The organism is Bacteroidota bacterium, assembly GCA_016699695.1.
Lineage (GTDB): Bacteria > Bacteroidota > Bacteroidia > Bacteroidales > UBA10428 > UBA10428.
Map to the genome: position 1 here is coordinate 1,083,818 of CP065006.1, position 19,328 is coordinate 1,103,145.

Annotated in this window: 11 protein-coding genes; 1 reads left to right on the forward strand and 10 read right to left on the reverse strand. The window is 40.0% G+C overall.

Annotation, left to right across the window (positions count from 1 at the left end):
- Positions 1-53: 53 nt before the first annotated feature.
- The 7 genes from IPM71_04545 to IPM71_04575 all read right to left on the reverse strand — a co-directional run bounded on the left by IPM71_04545 (position 54) and on the right by IPM71_04575 (position 11,053).
- Entirely contained in the window at positions 54-2,036 is a 1,983-nt protein-coding gene (locus tag IPM71_04545) for an OmpA family protein (GenBank protein QQS52004.1), read from the reverse strand.
- Positions 2,026-5,247 carry a PD40 domain-containing protein gene (locus tag IPM71_04550; GenBank protein ID QQS52005.1) on the reverse strand — a complete coding sequence of 1,074 codons (3,222 nt, stop codon included), beginning with the start codon at positions 5,245-5,247 and terminating at the stop codon, positions 2,026-2,028. Before IPM71_04550 ends, IPM71_04545 begins: the two co-directional genes overlap by 11 nt.
- A 101-nt stretch (positions 5,248-5,348) precedes the next feature.
- Positions 5,349-6,647: a 2-oxo acid dehydrogenase subunit E2 gene (locus tag IPM71_04555; protein ID QQS52006.1), complete on the reverse strand. Its 1,299-nt coding sequence runs from the start codon at positions 6,645-6,647 to the stop codon at positions 5,349-5,351.
- 10 nt (positions 6,648-6,657) lie between these two features.
- Entirely contained in the window at positions 6,658-8,625 is a 1,968-nt protein-coding gene (locus IPM71_04560) for a glycosyltransferase (GenBank protein QQS52007.1), read from the reverse strand.
- 43 nt (positions 8,626-8,668) lie between these two features.
- Positions 8,669-9,394 carry a tetratricopeptide repeat protein gene (locus IPM71_04565; GenBank protein ID QQS52008.1) on the reverse strand — a complete coding sequence of 242 codons (726 nt, stop codon included), beginning with the start codon at positions 9,392-9,394 and terminating at the stop codon, positions 8,669-8,671.
- Positions 9,395-9,487: 93 nt separating this feature from the next.
- A complete protein-coding gene (locus IPM71_04570; protein ID QQS52009.1) occupies positions 9,488-10,336 on the reverse strand; it encodes a hypothetical protein in 849 nt (282 codons plus the stop codon).
- 6 nt (positions 10,337-10,342) lie between these two features.
- Entirely contained in the window at positions 10,343-11,053 is a 711-nt protein-coding gene (locus tag IPM71_04575) for a hypothetical protein (protein QQS52010.1), read from the reverse strand.
- A 171-nt stretch (positions 11,054-11,224) separates the two neighbouring features.
- Between IPM71_04575 and IPM71_04580 the strand changes: the two genes are divergently transcribed.
- Entirely contained in the window at positions 11,225-12,955 is a 1,731-nt protein-coding gene (locus tag IPM71_04580) for a response regulator (GenBank protein ID QQS52011.1), read from the forward strand.
- Between the two features lie 41 nt (positions 12,956-12,996).
- Here IPM71_04580 and IPM71_04585 read toward each other — a convergent pair whose 3' ends face one another.
- From IPM71_04585 to eno, 3 genes are all read right to left on the reverse strand, one after another.
- Positions 12,997-16,053, reverse strand: coding sequence for a SpoIIE family protein phosphatase (locus IPM71_04585; protein ID QQS52012.1), 3,057 nt, complete (start codon positions 16,051-16,053; stop codon positions 12,997-12,999).
- A 249-nt stretch (positions 16,054-16,302) separates the two neighbouring features.
- A complete protein-coding gene (locus tag IPM71_04590; protein ID QQS52013.1) occupies positions 16,303-17,616 on the reverse strand; it encodes a citrate (Si)-synthase in 1,314 nt (437 codons plus the stop codon).
- Between the two features lie 331 nt (positions 17,617-17,947).
- Positions 17,948-19,228, reverse strand: coding sequence for a phosphopyruvate hydratase (gene eno / locus IPM71_04595; protein ID QQS52014.1), 1,281 nt, complete (start codon positions 19,226-19,228; stop codon positions 17,948-17,950).
- Between the last annotated feature and the right edge of the window lie 100 nt (positions 19,229-19,328).

Genomic DNA, 19,328 nt, shown 5'->3' on the forward strand with positions numbered 1-19,328 from the left:
ACAGAATACAAAATGCTTATGATCTCTGATCACAATAGAAAACACTCAAGCTTCTATTTAACCAATAATTCGGTGGGTACAATATTGACCCGACGAATTACAAACTTAGCCTGATTAGTATCCAATTGCAGGTTCACCCGCCTGTTGTATTTTCGACCTTCTGGATTATCAGAGCCATCGTCATTTGTATTAATCGCAACAGGGTTCACTGGGCCTTTACCCTGGATGGATATTCTGCTGTCAGCCACACCATTTTTCACGAAGTATTCTTTCACAGTTTGTGCCCGCTTTAGCGACAAAATTTCGTTATACTCCTTTTTGCCAATCACATCGCTGTATCCTTCGATAATGATTTGAATTGTTTGATCTTTCTGGAGTTCCATCAAGAGGGAGTCGAGCATAGGCCTATACCGGTAATCGAGTTTTGTACTGTTAAATTCAAAAAGAATATCCTGCAAAACTATTTCGGTGATTTCTAATTTTAAATTCATGTATTCCCATACGGGAGGTTCCGGATTGAGCTCATCTGCCGGAAAATCAGGTGTAATCACAACTTTTTGTCGTGCAATCAGTTCGTCATTGTATACAAAGGAGTATAGATAAGTACCTTCGGTAAGAATGTTGGTGGTTGCACCCAGAAGATCGGTTTGCGATTGCTTCACTAATTCTCCGTTGGCTGTGTTGGTAATCGAATACTGCACAGCTTTAGGCTCCATTTGTCCGGTAAAATCGAGCTGTGAATTCACTATAACTTTTCGCAAGTCAGCACCTGATGTTGGAGTAGCCCTGTAAATACCTTGCTTACCAGCCATCTCAGCGCTGTAGCGACTCAAATACAAATCGCCTGACGGAGAAGGTGAAAGAAAGTTATCGAAATCGGTTGTAGACACAGGTAAGCCCAAATTAACGGGTACATTCCAGTTTCCGTTGTCATCTTTGGTTGTAACAAAATAATCCGATTCTCCTATATTGATAGATCCTTCGGAATTAATAAACAAGGTATTTCCGTCTGGTGACACATAACAAAGTTCCTCGTCGTAAGGAGTATTCACTATTGGGCCAAGGTTTTGCACCTTGTCAAATATTTTGTTTTCGTCTGGGAGTGCCATGTAAATATCGCTACCTCCAACCCCTCCCGGGCGGTTGCTGCTAAAATAAAGAATATCACAAGCCGCAGAAAGGGATGCAAAGTTTTCGTTCGATGGACTATTTATCGGGTCGGAAAAGGCAGTAGCAGTAGTCCATTTTTCATCTACCTTCTGGCTGTAATACAATTCGTTTCCTTTACCCGGAACATAAGCCACAAAAATCAATTGATCACCAGAATAAGAGGCACTTGTGAGTATCAAATCCTCATCGGTACCGATCATGGGAGAAAGATTCTCACTCTCAATAAGCACATTGTCGAGTATAGCGCCTGAAAGCACAGCTTCATAAAATGGACGGGACTCCATATAAAACACCTGTTTATCAGACAAAACAATGGGGTTATAGACCGAATAGGCACTGTTATCGTTTATATCCACAAGTCTTGCACTGCCAGGTTGCGAAGTAAAAAGGCGTGCATACTGGACTTGCTGTAAATAATGCTTCGCCTTAAGGTCAAGCTCCTCGTTGATATGTGCATCAAACATTTGTTGCAGGCACTCTTCTGCTTTATCAAAGCGATTGTCGGCACGATAGGCTCGTCCTAAATAGATTAAAGCCTCATAGGGAGCTTTTGTTTGATAAATGGACGAACTATAGTCTTTAGTAAGATTTGCAACGGCACTCTCGAAATAAGGAATAGATTGCCTCGACAGGCCTTCTTGCATAAAATAACATAAGCCCATTTTGTAGCTTATGTTTGAATTGGAAATTCCCTTCTTTTCAATCAATTTATAAAGAGAAAGAGCCTCTTCCGGTTCCTTGCCTTCGAGATATCCTTCAGCTTCCTCGTAGATCGATTCCTGATCGATCCATATCTGAGCATAAAGCCCATTGATATGGAAAGATATAACGCACAGCAGAATCGATATCTTTGAATTAATTGCCATTTTGCATACTATCTTTTTTCTTCTTACGACGACGAGCAAACAATATTAAGAATATAACAATAAGGCCATTTACGAGTATGATAGTAGTTATCATCCTTCTGCGCATGATGAGTTTTTCGCTTTTCTTCTCCTGTTCAGTTTCGAGGTAATTGCTTATGCCTTTCTCGAGCAGCATGCGTAGCAATAAATTGTTGATATCCGATTCAGTATAATCGTACTCACCCGAATGCGCAAGTAAATATTGAATAAGCTCAAGCTGAGAGGAGAATTGTTTTAAATCAACCGACTTAAAGACCTCATTCAACTGACCGTTTGATGAGGAATTCATAGCTACAGCCAATTCTTCAACAGTGGCATATTCAAGCATGCTTAACATCAGATCGTAAACTTCGCTGGAAGAATACCCTTCGGTTTTTGATTTGGCAAGCAATACGTTAAACAATTCTTCATAGGTGTTTATATCATCTGCTTCCAGATCTAGTTCCTCAATAACGCTTTTTAGTTTGCCTGTACTTGCAGCAGCTAGGGCATTTTGGAAATCAACCAGGTTTATATCCTGTTGGTTTTGTGCTTTCTCCAGGTTGTCGATTAATTCGCTGTTACCAATGCCATATTGAGGAGAAACTGCCATAAGGTGATTCACCAAATCAATTGAATTAATCAGATTGTTCGTTTTAAAATCAATGGCTTTTAGCATCTCCAGCATTTTTCCATCACTGCTCGCAAGAATATTCTGATAATAGTAATTAAGCTCTTGCGTGGATGAAGCCAGGTTTACAGCATAGGAAGCACCTTCGGCACCATCCATTGTTTGCAGCATTGTCCATGCTTCGGCATCGTTTGCAGGCACTGAATAACTTCCGGCAGTAAAAACTGAATCACTAAACGAAAGAAGGTAATCAAACTCTTTGTCGCTCGATGCAGTATAAGGTACAATGCTTATTAAACCTACGTGTATTTCATTTCCCGAAGCAGGGAATGTTTGAAGGCTTGTCAATGAAATAGCTAAAGGCATCTCAAGGGGTTCTATGACAGAATCGGCCAACTGAAGCTCTGTAAAAGGATCGGCGACAGTGTATTGAGAAAGGTACTCCTCTTTATTACGTTGAGTGAGCATTATGGCGAAAAGTTCATTTACATCCTCAACTGTATAATTGTTTTCATCAGCATTGGCAATAAGCATTTCGTACAATTCGGCTTTGGAATCATAATCAGCATCGCCAAGAGAAAGTAAATAGGTTTGTAAACCACCTGCTGCTGCTATCAAAGCTACTTCTGGCAGGGCAGTAGATTTTTCAGATACGCTTGCATCGGCAATTGGCTCAATCACTTCCGGATTATAATTAACAACTACTCTTTGCTCACTGGTATTGCCTTGCTTATCGGTTATAGTAAACACAACAATATTTTCGCCTGGTTCGGGCGTAAAATTGTAGGTAAATTCATCTTTGGCAAGATAGAATTTTTCGGAATTCACCAATTCTCCATTGACAAAGTGTTCGGCTGTTAAATCGCTTCCTTTCTCAACTTTAAGTGCAATGGCTACTGGAGCAGTTGTGGCTACTATATTGTTCCCGCCCACTACTTTCAGTTCTGGTTTTGAGTCCGTTGTAGCAAATACTTCGCCTTTACTGGCTGCAGTGGCGGTTATCAGACCAAGTGCGATTAATGATTTATCGCTATTCACATCCAGCTCAACAGGTGAACTTACAGGATTAATTCCCTGCCCGTCGATGACAAGCTGATAGCTTCCCTGAGTGGCAACCATGTTAAAGGCTCCTGTGGAATCGACAGGAACCTGGGCTACTATTTTGCCTGTAGCATCATCCACCAGTGTTGCTGTAATGCCCGCGTTTGAACTCAATCCGGCAGGCATGGCTACATTACCTTTCAGGGTAAAAGAACGCGGTAAAATGGAGTTATACACTTCGGCCCAATATATATCTTTCAGTCCATAACTACTGTTCTGATCGAAGTATGCATAAATACCGGTAATTTCATTTTTGCTTACCGGACAAAACATCATTTCATCGCCGGTTGTGTTAACCGGATATCCAATATTAACTGGTTTACTCCATTTATTATCGCCTGTTTTAGCTGAAATAAAGATATCATAGCCTCCCATTCCATCGTGGCCCAGAGAAGTAAAATACAACATATCACCCTTGGGCGAAAGAAAAGGAGCATCATCGTTATATGGAGAATTCACAATTGGCCCGAGGTTAACAGGTGCTCGCCATTGTCCATCGGATCCCTTTGTGGACCGGTAAATATCGAGACCTCCAAAACCATCCTTACGGTTGGATGTAAAATAAAGTTGTGTGCCATCTGGTGAGGGTGAGGCAGAAGATTCCCAATACTTGGTGTTGATATGCTCGTTAAGCCTGACTAATGCTTGCCAATGAATGCCAATCCGCTTGCTAGAATAGATATTGCCATCAAAATTGTCGCTGCGGTAAACAAATATTTCATCGCCGTTGTAAGTAATTCCGGTAACATAAGAATTTCCGTCGAGGCCAAAATCAGGTGTAAGGTTATAGGGCTCAGACCACTGCCCTGCAGAGTCGAGTGTGGAAATGAATACTGCATCGTAAAATTGCAGTTTGCGGTTAAAAACAAGGGAGCGGCCATCGCCTGAAAGTACAGGGTTAATGTCGGCAAAACGCGAATTAATTGGCTCGCCCACACTGAATCGGTTGGCGTATACCGACGACTTTATCATTTTTTTTGCCACATGGCAGGATGCAATTTCCGAATCAATGATGGAAAAATCAAACTCTTCCGGATCGGCAATATCTTTAAAATTATTATAAGACTCAATGGCTTTATCGAGTTGTCGGGTGGCCCTGTATGCCTGTCCAAGGTAATACAAGACTTCCGGTGGCGCCATTCGTTCTTTAATGGAATTTGGCTTGTAATCGGTGCTTATATGGTTAGAGGCATCGAGCAGGTACTTGACGGACTTTTCTTTTTGATAAGGATCGTTCAGATAACAGATACCAACCTTATAGACAATGTTGTAATTCTCAGGGTCGACACTTAAGATGCGCTGATAGAGTGGCAGAGCATCGGAGTATTCTTCGAAAAGGAAGAAGGATTCCGCCTCTACAAAAAACTCCTTCACATTAATTGTTTGCTGAGAAAAAGCGATACTGGAAAGAAAAACTAAAAGAAATGATAACTTCGACAGACCTGCTTGTATGTGTTTCATTGAAAGAGTTAAGGTTGGTTTTTAAACAAAAATAAAAATAAAAACCTTATCTGAAAGGGTTTGCTTTCAATATGTTGATAAAAGAGGTCTGAAGGGTTATTTTAATTACTTCTCTCTAGATTAAAACCCTGAATAATCTGCCCTATTCTTGATAGGAAAGCTCCTCCCAGAGCACCATCGATAATACGATGGTCATAACTGAGCGATAAAGTAACAATATCGCGAATGCCAATACCCGGTGTACCCTGATTGTAGATAACCCATGGTTTCTTTTGTATAGCACCAACAGCCAGTATGGCAGATTCAGGTTGGTTAATAATAGGCGTACCCGATACATTGCCAAATGAACCGAGGTTGGTAATGGTAAAGGTTCCTCCGGTTGTTTCGCCAGGCAACAATTTGCCTTCGCGAGCCCTGCTGGTCATATCGTTAATACCGGCAGCAAGCGATGCAAGGTTAAGTCTGTCGGCATTCTTTAACACAGGCACTATCAGGTTTCCATCGGGCAGTGCAGTAGCAATTCCAATGTTGATATTCTTTTTTACTACCATTTTCTCAATCCCCAATAGTGAAACGTTAATCCCTGGAAATTCTTTCAGAGCCTGAATTACAGCCTCGACAATCAAGGGAGTGTATGTTAAGTTGGTATTGTTCTGTTGCTGAAATTGTTTTTTTATCTTTTCTCGCCAAAGCACCATGCTGGTGATATCTGCCTCTACCAAAGAAGTAACATGAGGTGCCGTTTGCACAGATTTTACCATATGCTGGGCAATAAGAATACGGGTTCGGTCCAGATCAATTACTTCTTCGCCCTCTTTGGGTGTGTATTCTATTTCGCTTTTAGGTTCTGCTTTTATATTGGGCGAATAAAAATCTTCGGTATGTCGGAAAAATCTTCCCTCTCTGATGTATTGCAATACATCTTCGGTGCCAGGCTTACGGGGTTGAACCGACAAAGCAATTTGATTGAGTTCGGCTGAACTAACCCCTCTTGATTGGGCAAAGAAACGAATGAATGGTGAAACAGAGGCTTGTTGCAGGTTGACAACGGGTTTAGCAGAAGGCATCTTTTTTTCAAGACTGCTTTTTTGAATGGATTTTCCTTTAGGTATTTTCTCTTCTGGTTTATCAACAATTCCAGGGCTTGAAGTCACTTCTTTCCCATCGTCTATTATTGCAATCACATCTCCTACGCGGGGAACTTCACCTTCAGAAAAGAAGTGCTTTATAACTAATCCCGATACCGGTGCCGGTAATTCAGAATCAACTTTATCGGTAGCAATCTCTACAAGCGGATTATCCAACTCTACTCTATTGTTAACTGCTACAAGCCAGCGGGTTATGGTAGCCTCGATAATACCTTCGCCCATTTGGGGCAATATCACTTCAACTTTTGCCATTTATTCCTTTTTACAAATTCCTTCCAAGTTCCCGAATGTTACGTGCTACTAATTTAACGTCGTGGATTACCCGGTAATCTTTTGCATAATTTATATTCAACCTTTCCTTTACCGAATCGGACATAGACTTAGATTTAAAGCCGTCTGCCGGATTTAATACTCCTTTCTTTATTTCGTTGTGGTTGACCATAAGGCTGGAGTTTGAAATCCTGATGCCAACCCACGAAACCTTTCCGGTTACCACCTTGAGTGCATTTCTTAAAAATCCCTTGTAACTCTTTATGAAAGGAAATAAAAATGGACTCAAGAACAAAAGGAGGCTTGCTGACGCCAGATCAAACAACCTTTTTTTTCTTTTGTTCATTCCTTTGTTAAGCGAATTTAAATCGATTACATACAAATCGCCTGTGGTGTGTATTGAATTACTTCCGATAACTGAAATACTTTCGGGTGGGGCTATTTTAAATGCCGTGGCTGTACTGGAAGTGGTAAGCATGGCATTGATAATATGACTGGCTGCAATATCGGCAGAACAAAAGATAATTTCGTCTACTTTATTAATTGCAATAATCTCATCAAGCTGGTCAATACTCCCAATAACGTCGTCATCAGGGACTCTTTGATGAAGTCCAATTCGACCGGTATATTCGAAATAAAGTCCCGATTCCTTTAAAATGGTAAGTACCCTGTTTGCTTCATTGTGCTCACCCACAATAGCAATCTGCCTGCTTAATGCTGCCAGCTCAAGTTTTCTGTTTTTTGGAAAAACAAAAGTACCTAACACCCTTACCATAAATACAATAATAAGAGCCCAAATGGTTCCACCCAAAATCAGAAAGCGCGAAAACCTGAGACTCTCGGGCAATAAAGCATATATGAAAATTATTGCCAGACTTCCCCAACCAATCCCTTTGATTAGGTTAATGGGTTTAATTTTCTTTTCGTAACCACCTGCAATAAACAGACTAAAAATCCATGTAAAAATGTACAATGGGATAATAAAGGTAAAATAATGCCTGGGGAAGTAATGATTGTATCCGCCCTTCACCATTTCCCAATAGGAGGCAATAAGGTAAAATCCAAAATAGAGAAAGACAAAATCGAGCACCGGCTCAAACAGATTCAGCACTATCCGCCGTATGATTCCCAGAGCTGCCCTGAAATAAATGGCAAAATGAATTAGCAAAGCGTACAATCTGGCGTTTTTAGCGGTAAAATGCTTGCGGGCAAAAATGTTCATGGCCTTATAAAAAACCATAACATAGTTTATACTCCCTTTTTTCGTACTCTCGCCTTTATAATGAATGATTGTAGTTTCAGGAAAATAATAGTTCTTATAACCAGCCTGTGTAATTCGATATGAAAGGTCAATATCCTCGCCGTACATGAAAAAACTCTCATCGAGTAAACCAATCTTTTCCAGCACAGTTTGGCGTACCATCATAAATGCTCCGGCTAAAATCTGAACCGAATGTGTCTGGTGGGCATCGAGGTAACCTAGATGGTATTTACCAAACACTTTCGAGCGAGGAAAAAGGGCCGACAAGCCAAATATTTTATAAAAGGCTACTGCAGGGGTAGGCAATGATCGTTTCGACTCGGGTAGAAATTCGCCGCGTCCATCAATCATTTTAACCCCTAAGCCTCCTGCATCAGGATGACTGTCGCAAAAATTGATGCATTTTACAAAAGTGTCTTCCTGTACAAAAGTGTCGGGATTGAGCAACAAAGAATACCTTCCTGTAGCCATCCTGAGAGCTTGATTGTTGGCTTTTGAAAAACCAAGATTCTCATTATTCTCTATTAATTTAACCCATGGAAATTTTTCTCTTACCATCTGGCATGAACCATCGACTGAGTTGTTATCTACCACAAAAACTTCAGCCTCCAAGGAATGAACTGCACGATAAACAGAATGCAGGCATTGCTCGAGAAAATGCTTTACGTTATAATTAACAATGACGATGGAAATATCCATACAAATAAGGCTGTTGAAGCCAGGATAGTTGAATTAGTTTATGCTATTCGGAACATTCTACCACATAGATTTTACACCCATTGGAATGTTTTAAATTGCAGGATCGATTGAAATTGTAGCAGGCGTTTTTCTTATCGCCAGTTTTAAAATACGACATACCAAGGTTGTAATAAAGGATGGCGTTATCGTCTTGAAATTGAATTGCTTTATTAAAATATTTAATTGCGTCTTCATACAATTGCTCCTCGTATTTTAACATGCCCCAGCTATGGTATGCAGTGGCACTTCGCGGGTTAATTTCCACAGCTTGCTTAAAGTCCTCCTCGGCCTGTGGGAATTCATCGTTATAAAAATAAGCCTTTCCGCGATTGATATACATTTTTTCGAGATATGGTTGGGGCATCTGGTAGTATTCGGCACTGATTAAATCTTCAATTGCTTTGGCTCCTCTTTGATTATAAAGGTACAAAACGGAGCGTAGGTAATAATACTCTGGTTGTTGCGGATATGCTTCAATAAGCGAGTTGATCTCTTTGGTGATTTCTTTCTCTTTCCCCGCAAGAATCATTAGGTTGACTTTTCTTTCAAGTGCTGGCAAATTCAAGGGATCATTTTTTACTACAGCCTCCACAACCACCAGAGCTTCGGTGTAACTACCTTCCTTTGCAAGTTTATCGGCTTGTTTTAGCTCCATTTCAAACGGGGTAGTTTGTGCCTGACATAAACTTGTAAGCAACAATAACACAGTATAAACTGAAAGACGAAACATTTTGATCATATTTAAAGCAATATAAGCAATAATCAGAGCTTGCCGAATAAAAATTACCAACAGGAATGAAAAACCATTCCTGTGGTTGGGGCATTATTTTGCCATTTTCTCGAAATCAGCATCTAAAAGCCCATCTGGCTTTTTTTCGCTGATTTTGTGATAGTCGAAATAATAGAAATTCGCATCGGCAGCACCAATAATTACCTTGTAACAACGGGCATCTATTTTAGTACCTTCCGGACCTACTTTGTGCAGAAAAACAATTTCTTCGTTTCTGTCTTTAATGGCAGCAGTAATTTCTTCTTTTGTAACTATCTGAAATTTATGAGGATAAATTTTGCGGATGCGCGCTGCAGAATTCACTTCTTTCGATAATTCCTCTTCAAGCACATAAAGCGTTTTCGAATGGATATCTTTAATGTTGTTGTTATAGTATTTAAATACGTTAGCCGATACAATTTCCGGTTTATCCTTAATCAGCTTCGCGTGATTTTGCATAAAACGCACCAATATGGCTAATTTATAGATATAATTATCCTCTTCGACACTGAAATAGGATAAGGGTACAGAGGCAATATCGGGCATCTGGTTTGTTCTGAAATAATCTCCACCAAGGGATAAATGCAAAAACCTGTAACGGGCATCCGTTTTATCGTTGTCGAACATTACCTGCGACATGTACAAAAAAGAATACTGCGGATCGAAACGCTTTTCTTCGAATTCTTTGTAACTGATAAATTCAAATTCGGTGATGGTCCATTCCTGTTTCATTACATCCTGAATTACCTGATTGTACTCAAGAAGCGGATTATCTTGCAGTACCACAAGGGTTTTTGTATTAAAGAAGGCCTGGATATCATCGCGGCTCGGAATATAGTCCTGCGAATAGGAAGATGGCCCTATAAGAATATAAATCAAAGCGGAAAAGAATAGCTTTTTCATGGTTTTTTATTTTAGTTTTAATAAATATAAAGGATTTCTCTCGTTATATTTTCTGATAAACATAAATTTTAACTGATTCTTCTTTTTCGACGATAAGAGCATGTATTCGTCATAAAGCTCCTGGTCGTTCATTAAAATCACTTCCAGCCCGGCTACGGAATACTCGAGAATATTTCCGGTTTTAAAATCGAGCATGTATTGTCTCATTTCGCTCTGTGTTGTAGTAGGCTGCGGATAAGTGGAATAGGGATATTGATAACTATTGTAATATGGAGAGGAATTGGTGGTTACCTGGTAGGTTTTATATGCCAAAAAGTGACAGCAACTACCAACCAGTGTGATCCGGTAAAAACCATCGTCGACGCGGATGTATAAGAAGCCATTGCGCGAGTACCCCCATATTTTATTAGTAGGCACTACTATCTGATTACCCAACTTATCAAGGTATACTATTTTGGGCTTTTGCAGTACATTTTCAAAAAACTCGGGGTGACTGTAATCCACATCTGCCAGTATGCGACCCTTTGGAACTGGGTTGTTGTAGGTAACATCGGCAAAAGAAAGAAAGATTCCCTCCTGAAATTTAAACGAGGCAGAATAGGGTATTAGGGAATCAGCCTGTGCCCGGGAATACCCGCTTATAAATAACAAACAGTACAGAGCAATTCCGATACGGGAGTATTTGATCCATACGTTATTGGTTAAAATTTGCTTCATTGTATACTAATAAGATAAAACGGACTGCTGCCTCATTTACTAAATTACAAAAATTAACGTACTCGCAAGTCCTGTGATACAAGCTATTTTCATGCCAAAGGTAAACAGTAACTGTTTTTTAATTATATTTAACATGCCCAAAATAACCAAGCTAAAAAACTACATACAAGAATGAGGGGTTTAAGTTTGCTCGCGAATTACCTGAAAACGAAGGCTGGAAATACTCTTGATACCGAGCACCAGAATGTTGCTGTTCTGGTGGGTATATACAGTTTATCTCTTATTTTACTGTTAATTGGTTTTATGCTTTCAAGAATAATCGAAGCGGATTACAAGACTGCAAGTATTTTGATGGCATTCTGCGTGATGATTTTTATTAATTACAAGCTCCTTTTCCAAATTGAGCGATTTGCACCTTCGGTGAATATTTTTATTCTCCTTTCGGCCATACTGCTTCTTTATCTTTATGTTTTCGAAAGCATTGATAGTTGGGGCTTTTTGTGGTCGCTGATTTTTCCTTTGCTGGCAATAAGCATAAAAGGTTTCGAAAAGGGTAACTTGTTTTCTCTGCTTTTTCTTTCAACACTAGCTTTGGTTACCCTTTTAGGATTCTATTTGCCTAATCTCTCACTAATTTCAATCTCGCTTACAATAAGGTTTTTTATTGCCTATGTTGCCTTGCACACTATGTTCTTGGTTTATGAATTCATAAAAAAATCGGGGTCCTTGCAACTGAAAAAAGAGATCGAGCAAAACAGTGCGGAAATTAAAAAGAAAGATGATTTTCTTTCTCAATTGTCGCATCAGATACGGACTCCACTGAATAATATTACTTTAATAAGCACCCTTGTTAACCAATCAAAATTCGACCCCGAACAGCGCGACTTATTCGAAACCATTATTACTTCAACCAACAACCTGGTGAATGTAGTGAATAACATTGTAAAAGTTTCGACTACTGATTTTGACGAAAAACAGAGAGCCTCTGTCGGTTTTAACCTGAACAACGCTGTTGAAAATACTATAAAACTGTTTGAAAACCAGAACAAAGATTTATTAAAAATCAGCCTCAACAATCCCATCAAGGAAGACTTTATAGGTGATCCGGTGCTGATAAAACAGTTATTCCTTACACTAATTGAAAATTTCATTAAAACAAACATCAACAACCAAAAACGTGATCTGGATATCGCAATGACTTTGGTTCACAAGGACGCACAAGCTGCCACCATCTCTTTTAGTTTTACTTGCCCCGACATGAAGCTTATAGATCACAATAATTCTTATTATGCCCTCGATGCATTTCAATCGCCTGATGAATTAAAAGAAAACCCTGCACTTGTTTTTGATTTTGCTATTGCAGAAAAAATTATTCGACTCCATTCGGGCTCACTTAGTATCAATACCGACGATTTACTATTTGAATTCAAGCTCACCCTTCAAAAGGCCTCAAAAAAAACAGCTGTATCTGAAGCCGAGGTGGTAGAAGTGGTGCATAAACACAAAGCTGTATCGTTAAGCGATGCCAACATTCTATTGGTGGAAGATAATTCGATTAACCAAAAAATTGTACTGTTGAGCTTGAAAGGAAAAGTCAGGAATATAGACCTTGCCAGCAATGGCAAAGAGGCTCTCGATAAATTTGGTTCTACACGCTATGATTTGGTGCTAATGGATATTCAAATGCCTGTGATGAATGGAATTGTAGCAACAAAAAAGATTCGCGGACTGGAGACGAGCACCAACATGCATACGCCCATTATTGCCATTACAGCCAATGCCCTATCGGGCGATAAGGAGGCATGTATTGCAGCCGGAATGAACGACTATATCAGCAAACCATTTCAGGTTGAAGTATTGTTAAAGAAAATGGAAAATCTACTGAAGGCTGAAGAAATCTGATCCCAGCTCTTTTCTGACAATATTTTGCGAAACAACAATGATTACTCAGCGGCTATTTTGGGGTGAATTCTGATTCCCATCACCAGAATATCATCGACCTGTTCCAGGTCACCTTTCCATTCGAGAATACTCTTGCGTAAGTATTCCATTTGCATTTCAACAGGCAATTGATGCAATGCCAGTAAAAGTAAGCGGAACCTGCGATATTTGTATTTTTTTTGCTCAGGTCCACCAAACTGGTCAACAAACCCATCGGTAAAAATATAAAGCATATCCCCTTCCTGTAAATTCAATAAATGTGGATTAAAAGAGGGCACATTGTCATCTTCGTCATAAACACCCACCGAATGCCGGTCTCCCTTCACCTCCATTATGGAATTGTTGCGAATGATATACAAGGGGTTGAAAGCCCCTGCAAATTCAAGTTTCGTGTGCGATTCGTCAATGGCGCAGAACGAGAGATCCATCCCATCACGGAGTTTCATTTCGTTTACATCGCCAAAGACTCTTTCGAAATTTCGACTCAATCGGTTTAGTATCTCTGCAGGCTCAGAGATGCCTTCAATTTCGGTAATACGTCGGAATAATTCTACCCCGATAATAGACATAAAGGCTCCTGGTACGCCGTGTCCGGTACAATCTACTGCCGAGAAAAATATTTTCTTCCCTACTTTATTAACCCAATAAAAATCGCCACTCACAATATCCTTAGGCATATGCAGAATAAAAGAGTCGGGGAAGTAATTCGAAAACAGTTTTACAGTAGGCATCATTGCCAGCTGAATTCGTCGTGCATAATTAATACTGTCGGTAATACTCTTATTTTTTAGCGCCAGTTCTTCCTTTTGCCCCTCAATTTTTTTTGCTATACGCTCCTTTTCTTTATACTCACGGTTCATTTGCAGCAGTGAGCTGGTGCGAAAACGTATAATCAGTAACACCATAAATACCAATATCAGTAAATAAAGCCCGAAAGCCCATTTGGTTTGATACCAGGGAGCCTTTACAAGTACCACATAATTGGCTGGGTTGCTTATCACTCCATGACTGTTAATTGCCTTGATACTCAGTAAATAATTACCCGAATTAAGACGGCCAATCAGCAATCGGTTCCCTTCTTCGATCTTTTGCCAACTCGCTGGTTTCGACGCAGGTTCGAGCGAATATTCGTAGCGTGTATTGCGTGGCGAAAAAAAATCATAGGTTGATAAATCGAGCCGTAAAAGACTGATGTCTGGATGAATGACAATCGTGTCGGAAATAAACAAAAACTTCTTTATCTGTCTGCTTGAAATATACTCTGCCTGGGAAATTTTTACTTCTGGTACTTTTCGGTCTCTATAAACTAATTCTGGACGAAAACTCAGATATCCCTCTTGGGTGCCAAAACATAGTCCGCCGTCTTTATTGAAAAACACGATACCTTTCAGAAAGTTAAGTTGCGTCAACCCATCTTCCCTGCTAATAATCATTTGATGTTCGGTTCGGTAGTTGATGGCGCCTAAACCTTCGTCCGTGCTAAACCAAATTTCGGGTAGTTCTTCGGCTTCGATGATTGCATAAACCCTATTTTGGTAATAGTTTGTAAACTTCTTTTCCTGACTGGAATCACTATCCTGATTGTAAAGGTATAGGCCATTGTCAGTGGCTATCCATATTTTCCCATCAAAAGATAGCAGCATGTCGTTGATTTTAGATTTCGCATACAAACTTCTATCCCTAACTAAAAATTCTATCTCCTGGGTGCCGGACTTTAAAATACCAAAGCCTTCTTCTAACAGCAGATAGACACCGTTCTCTTTCACCAAAAAATCGCGAACAGCTCGGTTGGAAATCTGCAAAAGGCTGTCGGACCCGAATAGAAACAAGCCTTCCTGTGCAGCTACATAAATCTTTTGATTAAATTGCCGTATGCTGTTGACGTGAATACCTTTCTTGATAATTTTTGGGGGTTCAGATACCGAAACATTGAGCAATAAAAGCTGATTTTCGTTTGCTGTTAATAGCCTGTCATCAACCAGACATGATGCCTTGCAAGAATCAAAAGGGATGCTGATCGATTTTTCATTTACGGCATGGTAATAAAACAATCTGTTGTTTTCAGTGCGGTAGATAAATCCATTTCGCGACGATTCTAAGTGCACGTATTGCTTAAAAACATTACCATTAAGTGCATCAAGCTTTTTCTGTTCAAACCCACGGATAAATGGATTAAATTGAATTATCGACTGGCTGGAAGCAATCCAAATCATTTGGTTGCGATCGAACAATATGTTTTGAACGGCAATATCCTGAATTTTTCCAACAAGGTTTGGTCGGGTAGATAAACCTAAGGTGGGAGATTCGAAAAAGTAAAGCTGGTTGTTGGCGGTAAATGCAAGAGTACCCTTAATGCTAACGGCCAGGCTTGAGATCGGGAAGGACTGATTAAGAACATCATTAAACTGTCCGGATGGTAAATAATAGCGTAAGATTCTTCCTCCATTCACAACAAGGAGGTTGTTATTATCCAGTACTTTTAAGTGAGATATTTTAGCATTTGCACCCGGTATTGGTATTTCCTTTTGTATACTGCCTGAATGAATATCAATTTCAACAATCGATTTGGAATTGGCAAAATAAATCGTTCTGCCAATTCTGCAAGCAAGTGGGGTAGTAACTACAGAATTCTTGTACAATAATTTATAATCTCCTGTTGCTGTCTTCAAGCTGTAGATCGATTCACCTGCTACAAAAAGAAGAATTTCTGTGTCGTTTTGATTTTCGAAACCAATTATTTGATGCGCATCTGATATTTCGAGTATGCTACCAATAATTCCGGTTGCTAATTCGATGCGTTCAATTCCATATTGGTTAATCACATAGATATTACCCTTACTATCCTGGCTTATATCGAGTATCCTGTCGTCGTGAAGGCTGTTCTGACCAAAAAAAGCTGTACTGATCTTCTGATATTTGTATCCATTAAAATAGTACAATCCGTTATTGGTTCCAATCCACATTAAGCCAGCCTGGTCAAAGAAAATTTTTGAAATTCCGGAAAGAGGTATATTGGCACTTACAAGAATCTGCCCGGATGTGATTTCTTGTTGCGCCATGGAAGAGAATAAAAATACCAAGCAGAAAGTTAACGTCAGAAAACTTTTAATCATGCATCTATTATGGGTCTAGTATCTACTTTAAAGTTAATGAACAAAAACGTAACAAACAATTGCAACAAGATTCTTTTGTTTGCTGCCTGGGGCAGGTTAGCGAAGAAGATCCGGAGAATTTTGTTCGAATCGAAATATAATAAAAAAGCCTGTCCGCAATGAACAGGCATGAGAATAGTTTTTTTTTCAATTTGCTTAATTAACTTTTCCTTTTCGAGCCATAGCCTCAAGCATATCTGTTGTAATCGACTTGGGTCTTTCGATTGGAAATCCAAGCGCCCTGCCCCATATAATATTGGCACACACTCCTATGGCACGTCCAATTCCAAACAATACTGTATAAAACTCATACTCACGCACGCCATAATGCCATTGTATTATTCCTGAATGCGCATCTACGTTTGGCCATGGGTTTTTTGCTTTCCCATGCTCCTGCAGAATGGGTGGCACGATATGATACAACATGTCGACATATTTGAAAAGAAGATCGTCGGTAAGGTACTTTAAACTAAAATCGCGCTGAAGCATGTACCTTGGGTCGGTCTTGCGTAAAACGGCATGGCCAAACCCGGGTATAACCTGTCCGGAATTAAGCGTGTCCCAAACAAACTGTTTCATTGACTCTTCGGTAGGTTCTTTATCGCCCATGCGCTCTTTGAGTGCTTGCAACCAGCGCAATACTTCCTGATTGGCCAAACCGTGCAAGGGACCCGCCAGGGCGTTAATCATGGCAGAGGTAGAAAGATAAATATCGGAAAGTGAACTTGCAACAAGGTGACCCGCATGGGCACTAAGGTTTCCACTCTCGTGATCGGCATGAATTATAAAATGAAGCCGGGCTACATCGTCATAGGGTTTAGCAATTCCCATCATATTGGCAAAGTTACCGGCCATATCCAGGTTAGGGTTGTTGTGGATAAAATTGCCATTCTTGTATAATTTAGCATAAATATACGCTGCAATGGTGGGCAGTTTGGCAAGCATATTAAGGGAGTCTTCAAAAGTTGGGTCCCAGTAATTCTGTTTGGCAATGCCATTGCGGTATTTCATATTAAAAAACGACTCCCTTGACATGGTAAGGATTGCGGTAGAGAAAATTGTCATGGGATGACTGTTGGGCGGAAAAGCATCGATTACCTCGTAAACATATTTTGGAAGTATGCGCCTTTTTCGAAATTCGTCGGTTAATTCATTGACTTCGTCCACTGTGGGCACATCGCCAGTAAGAAGCAGGAAAAGCAAACCTTCCACAAGTGGCATCTCACTATTTTCTGCCTTGGGCAGGAGTCTGAACACTTCTTCGAGGGTATAGCCTCTATAACGTATCCCCTCGTTTGGATCGAGGTAAGAAATGTCGGTAACAAGACTTTTAATACCCCGCATACCACCTATTATTTGCGATACGGTTACCTGATCGACAACGACATCACCATAATTTTCCTGCAAATCCTTAATTCGCGGACGCCATTCTTCGATTTTTTGAATTAACCTATTCTTTAAACTTGACATTTATTTTCTGTATTTAGTTATTAGCCGTTTTCTAAATATATGAATTTAATATTTTATCACTAGTATTCTACTCCAATTGTCAGAAAGAAAATAGTGAATCTTTAAATATGATTTTACAATAGTTTAGCTGAGTAACAGCCAATGATAAGTTTGGTTTATTCACTAACTAAAAAAGATGGCAAAACTAAGCCGGAAAAAGCAAATAAAATATTTTAACTCTCGAGCAACCATACCAAGTGTAGCGCAGCTCAATGTTCTCTTCTAGAATACTATGAAACAAAAAAGCCATTCGTTTGCACGAATGGCTTTTTTAAATGGTATCTGATTCGAATTACTTTTTATAACCATAGATGGCCAAATTTCCTAATTCTTCTTCGATACGAAGCAATTGGTTGTATTTAGCGATCCTGTCAGACCTCGACATAGAGCCTGTTTTAATTTGACCTGAGTTGGTAGCTACCGCAATGTCTGCAATGGTTGCATCTTCGGTTTCGCCTGAACGGTGCGATGTTACAGAGGTATAACCTGCACGGTGAGCCATTTCAATGGCATCCAGGGTTTCGGTTAATGTACCAATCTGGTTTACTTTTATTAGTATTGAGTTGGCACAGCCCAGTTTGATACCTTTGCTAAGGAAATCAACATTGGTCACGAACAAATCGTCGCCTACCAATTGTATTTTTTTACCCAATTTATCGGTCAGTATTTTCCAACCATCCCAGTCGTTTTCGTCGCATCCGTCTTCGATTGAATCGATGGGATATTTGGTGCTTAATTCGGCCAGGTAATCGGCTTGTTGTGCTGAATTACGTTTTGCACCTTTAGCACCTTCAAATTTGGTATAATCGTACACACCATCTTTAAAGAACTCAGATGCAGCGCAGTCAAGAGCGATGGTAACATCTTTACCGGCTTTGTAACCTGCTTTTTCGATGGCAGCAAGAATGCTGTCAAGCGCTTCTTCTGTACCACCTGCAAAATTAGGGGCAAAACCGCCTTCGTCGCCAACGGCAGTGCTTAAGCCTTTTGATTTAAGTATTGCTTTGAGGGAGTGAAAAACCTCAGCACCCATACGCAAGCCTTCGCGGAAACTGGTTGCACCCACAGGGCGAATCATAAACTCCTGAAATGCAATAGGGGCATCGGAGTGAGAACCACCATTGATGATGTTCATCATAGGCACAGGAAGGGTTTTAGCGTTGGTGCCGCCTATGTAACGATACAATGGCATACCATGATAATCGGCAGCAGCCTTGGCAGTGGCCAGTGAAACGCCTAAAATAGCGTTAGCTCCAAGTTTTGCCTTTGTTTTGGTACCATCGAGTGCAAGCATTTTCTTGTCAACTGCTACCTGATCCAGGGCATTCATTCCAATAAGTTCTGGAGCAATAATATCGTTGACATTCTTCACCGCCTTCAGAACCCCTTTACCGAGGTAGCGGCTTTTATCGCCATCGCGCAACTCAAGGGCTTCGTGTTCGCCAGTCGAAGCTCCGGAAGGCACTGCGGCACGACCTACAAAACCGCTGGCAAGTGTAACTTCAACCTCTATGGTTGGGTTACCACGAGAATCGATGATCTCGCGTGCATGTACATTAGCTATTTGTCCCATTAGTAAATATATTTTGAGGGTTAATTAAACTTATTCTTAAAATAAAAAAAGGGATTTAGTAAACAAGCACTAATCCCCCCTGGAAATATCATAATAAATT

Excerpts from the sequence above, each read along its gene's own strand:
- IPM71_04550 (QQS52005.1), bottom strand. The coding sequence starts at position 5,247 with ATGAAACACATACAAGCAGGTCTGTCGAAGTTATCATTTCTTTTAGTT.
- IPM71_04565 (QQS52008.1), bottom strand. The coding sequence starts at position 9,394 with ATGTTTCGTCTTTCAGTTTATACTGTGTTATTGTTGCTTACAAGTTTA.
- IPM71_04590 (QQS52013.1), bottom strand. The coding sequence starts at position 17,616 with ATGTCAAGTTTAAAGAATAGGTTAATTCAAAAAATCGAAGAATGGCGT.
- IPM71_04575 (QQS52010.1), bottom strand. The coding sequence starts at position 11,053 with ATGAAGCAAATTTTAACCAATAACGTATGGATCAAATACTCCCGTATC.
- IPM71_04545 (QQS52004.1), bottom strand. The coding sequence starts at position 2,036 with ATGGCAATTAATTCAAAGATATCGATTCTGCTGTGCGTTATATCTTTC.
- IPM71_04560 (QQS52007.1), bottom strand. The coding sequence starts at position 8,625 with ATGGATATTTCCATCGTCATTGTTAATTATAACGTAAAGCATTTTCTC.
- IPM71_04580 (QQS52011.1), top strand. The coding sequence starts at position 11,225 with ATGAGGGGTTTAAGTTTGCTCGCGAATTACCTGAAAACGAAGGCTGGA.
- IPM71_04555 (QQS52006.1), bottom strand. The coding sequence starts at position 6,647 with ATGGCAAAAGTTGAAGTGATATTGCCCCAAATGGGCGAAGGTATTATC.
- IPM71_04570 (QQS52009.1), bottom strand. The coding sequence starts at position 10,336 with ATGAAAAAGCTATTCTTTTCCGCTTTGATTTATATTCTTATAGGGCCA.
- IPM71_04585 (QQS52012.1), bottom strand. The coding sequence starts at position 16,053 with ATGGCGCAACAAGAAATCACATCCGGGCAGATTCTTGTAAGTGCCAAT.
- eno (QQS52014.1), bottom strand. The coding sequence starts at position 19,228 with ATGGGACAAATAGCTAATGTACATGCACGCGAGATCATCGATTCTCGT.